This is a genomic window from Burkholderia sp. Bp8994, from assembly GCF_003853805.1.
Taxonomy (GTDB): domain Bacteria; phylum Pseudomonadota; class Gammaproteobacteria; order Burkholderiales; family Burkholderiaceae; genus Burkholderia.
Genome location: NZ_QTQH01000045.1, coordinates 1 through 2,847, shown reverse-complemented (window position 1 = coordinate 2,847; position 2,847 = coordinate 1). Strand labels below are relative to the sequence as shown.

At 61.2% G+C, this 2,847-nt stretch carries 3 protein-coding genes and 3 tRNA genes; 4 read left to right on the top strand and 2 right to left on the bottom strand.

Annotated elements, in window-relative coordinates:
* Positions 1-778: 778 nt before the first annotated feature.
* Positions 779-958: a hypothetical protein gene (locus tag DIE04_RS29445; protein WP_124489880.1), complete on the bottom strand. Its 180-nt coding sequence runs from the start codon at positions 956-958 to the stop codon at positions 779-781.
* Between the two features lie 234 nt (positions 959-1,192).
* Positions 1,193-1,423 carry a hypothetical protein gene (locus tag DIE04_RS29440; RefSeq protein WP_124524129.1) on the bottom strand — a complete coding sequence of 77 codons (231 nt, stop codon included), beginning with the start codon at positions 1,421-1,423 and terminating at the stop codon, positions 1,193-1,195.
* Positions 1,424-2,393: 970 nt separating this feature from the next.
* Between DIE04_RS29440 and DIE04_RS29435 the strand changes: the two genes are divergently transcribed.
* The 4 genes from DIE04_RS29435 to DIE04_RS29420 all read left to right on the top strand — a co-directional run.
* A tRNA-Tyr gene (locus DIE04_RS29435) sits at positions 2,394-2,479 on the top strand.
* A gap of 43 nt (positions 2,480-2,522) precedes the next feature.
* Positions 2,523-2,596 (top strand) — tRNA-Gly (locus DIE04_RS29430).
* Between the two features lie 25 nt (positions 2,597-2,621).
* Positions 2,622-2,696, top strand: a tRNA-Thr gene (locus tag DIE04_RS29425).
* Between the two features lie 65 nt (positions 2,697-2,761).
* The coding region (locus DIE04_RS29420) for a GTP-binding protein (RefSeq protein ID WP_039555751.1) at positions 2,762-2,847 on the top strand (86 nt) is incomplete at its 3' end.

Here is a 2,847-nt window from a genome sequence, read left to right as displayed (position 1 = left end):
CGTGTGAAAGTAGGTAATCGTCAGGCTCCCTAAGCCAGAAACCCCCGCCCGAAAAGGCGGGGGTTTTTGCATTTGCAGCGCAGAAAATGTGCAATCACCGCCGGGCGTTGGCGTTGGCGTTGGCGTTGGCGTTGGCGTTGGCGTTGGCGTTGGCGTTGGCGTTGGCGCAAGCAAGCAAGCAAGCAAGCAAGCAAGCTGGCTGGCTGGCTGGCTGGCTGGCTGGCTGGCTGGTCGGGCGGGACTTTCATGTACGCCGCGCGCCGTGTCGCGAATGGACGAGTGGCTCGACCCCGCTGCTGCCGGTAACTCCGCGGCCAGGGCGGCCAGTCTTGCACCGCTCGCAGCGCGAGAGTCTGATCGGCGCCGAATTGTTTGAGCAGATGGCGGCTCATTGACGCATCCTGCTCCTCATCATCGTTGACTGCATCGAACCCGCGCCGCGAGATCTACCACGTCTATCATCTCGGTTGCCACTGGCTTCGAGCTCCGTGCGGTTTCCATCCCGTGATGAACCGACCAGGGGCGCGGCAGGGGTCACCCTTGCGCGCAGCCGAAGGCTCCGTCAATCGCCGGGGTGCCGCCGATGGCCGCGTCATGCTCGAAGTGATCACGCCTCCGGTCGTTCTCTCGTTATTTACCTCCTCGAGCACATTGCACGGCAAGTCTAGCCATCGCAAATCGGAGTCCATTATCTCGGGCTATTAATTGGTGTATATCGCTTATCTTCGCGCAACGTCGTCGATTCTGTTTCGAGGTGCTGGTGTGTGATTGGCGCGTTTCAGGGCAAATCCACGGCTGCCTCGGCGACAGCGCGAGGCCGAGATCGCGCGCCCGTCGGCATATGCGTGACGACCGCAACCGCCATGAGGCCTTCCATCGGCGCGAAGGCGTCGCAGAGGCGAATTTCTTCGACGAGCGAATAGGCGGCGCCGCCGAAATAGTGGCGGCCTTCGCCCATCAATCCGAAATGCGTACCGTCCGCGTTGACGCCGGACGACCGCACCGTGCATGCAGTGCTTGGACTACACAGTGCCAAGCGCTCGATCGGGCGAATCGGCGGATCGTGCTGCTGCCGTGGCTCCGGGTCGACATGAGCATCGCCGGGCAGTGAGTAGTCGATGTCGACGAACCCGCGTTGAATGTCGGCTTCCCTGCCGTCTGGTTCGTACCGGGCGACGTACAGGCGCCCCGGTCAAAGCCGATGCAGTTCCGCGCTTGACTGAACGAGGTTCCACTCGTATCCACACGTCGGATGGCGCGTGTACAGCTCAGCCTTGCCACGATAGGCCGCCCAGACATTCATGGTGGTCGGCTTGCACAAAGGACGGTTCGACACAATGCGCGCTGCACTGTTGAACGTTCGCAACGACGGCGACACGCAAGCGATGTGGCAGCAGGCGTGCGGGCGCAGATCGTCGCGCATCGGCGGCACCAAGACATCTAGGCCGGCCAAGCTGTTGGACCTTCTCGCAAGGTGCGAGCGTCGCTATCAGCCGCGATAACGTCGGTTGACGCTCGTTCGGCAACCACGCGTACGCGATCGCTTCCGGAGTCGTGACTCGCGGGCGTCGCCGCGTGCTGGTGGCCAACAAGCAGCCGGCGTCGACGGCCGGTTTTAAAGTCTCATGCGTCGCGCGAGCCGCGGCGCCTTTCGCGCGTCTGGCGGTGTGGCGCCCGGAAAGCGTCGGCTCTCGGACTGCCGCGATCCTTCCCGTGCTGCACCACGCGTTGTCGATGGTGCCCGCATGTGCCACCGAGGAAGCAAAGACCAGTGCGAAGGCAAGAAGGACGACAGGGTATCGCGCGGAGGCAGGGAAACGGGAGAGCGGTCGGCATGATCGCGGAACGCGGGATGGTACCGCGCGTGCCTTCCGTCAGTGGTGATGAGGGGAGGGGGCGAAGATGGCCCCTAGGTGCTTTCCGGGTTCGATTCCGGTGTCGCAACGGAGCAAGCGGGAACGGCGACGCCTTCCGTGGAATCCGGCTTCGGCACCCCGTTTGCCGGAAACCCTTGCGCGCAGAAGCCGGTTGTCCCGGGTTTGGCGGGGTGCTGATGTGTCGCCATTAATCAACCTACCCCCTGGGCTCGCGTCGGAAGCCTTGCAGATTCATCCGGCATGGAAATTGCAAATTTTTTGCGTTTACCCGCTTGGCATTATGCGTGAGAGGTCGTATCATGGCGGTCTTTCGTTTTCAGCGAAGATGCAAATCGAAGCTGAAGACGGAGTCTGACGAAGATGTGGGCGCCGATCGGCGATCCTCTTGTGCTTGCCTCAGCCGGGTGGGCGCGGGTGTCGGGTGAGTCGCCAGGGTGCGCTGGAAGAGAATGAAAATAATCTTCCGGATGTGCTTGACAAGAGTGCGATGCACCCCCATAATCGTCAGTTCTCTACGGAGGGGTGCCCGAGTGGCTAAAGGGGGCAGACTGTAAATCTGTTGGCTTACGCCTACGTTGGTTCGAATCCAACCTCCTCCACCAGAACATCAGCGCAGAGAGCGGTAGGGAATCGTTAGTGGCCCGTGCGGGTGTAGCTCAATGGTAGAGCAGAAGCCTTCCAAGCTTACGACGAGGGTTCGATTCCCTTCACCCGCTCCAGTCCGTGTAGTTGAAGCGTAATACCGCCCATGTGGCTCAGTGGTAGAGCACTCCCTTGGTAAGGGAGAGGTCGGCAGTTCGATCCTGCCCATGGGCACCAGCAGTAAAAAGTCAGTGTCTGTTTGCGCGCGGCGCAACATGTGAAATTCCTTTCGGGAGTTGAAAATGGCCAAGGAAAAGTTTGAGCGGACCAAGCCGCACGTCAACGTTGGTACGATTGGTCACGTTGACCACGGCAAGACGACGCTGAC

What these genes read in the sequence shown, in the direction of transcription:
- DIE04_RS29445 (WP_124489880.1), bottom strand. Translation starts at nt 958, where the DNA reads ATGGGCGAAGGCCGCCACTATTTCGGCGGCGCCGCCTATTCGCTCGTC.
- DIE04_RS29440 (WP_124524129.1), bottom strand. Translation starts at nt 1,423, where the DNA reads ATGCGCGACGATCTGCGCCCGCACGCCTGCTGCCACATCGCTTGCGTG.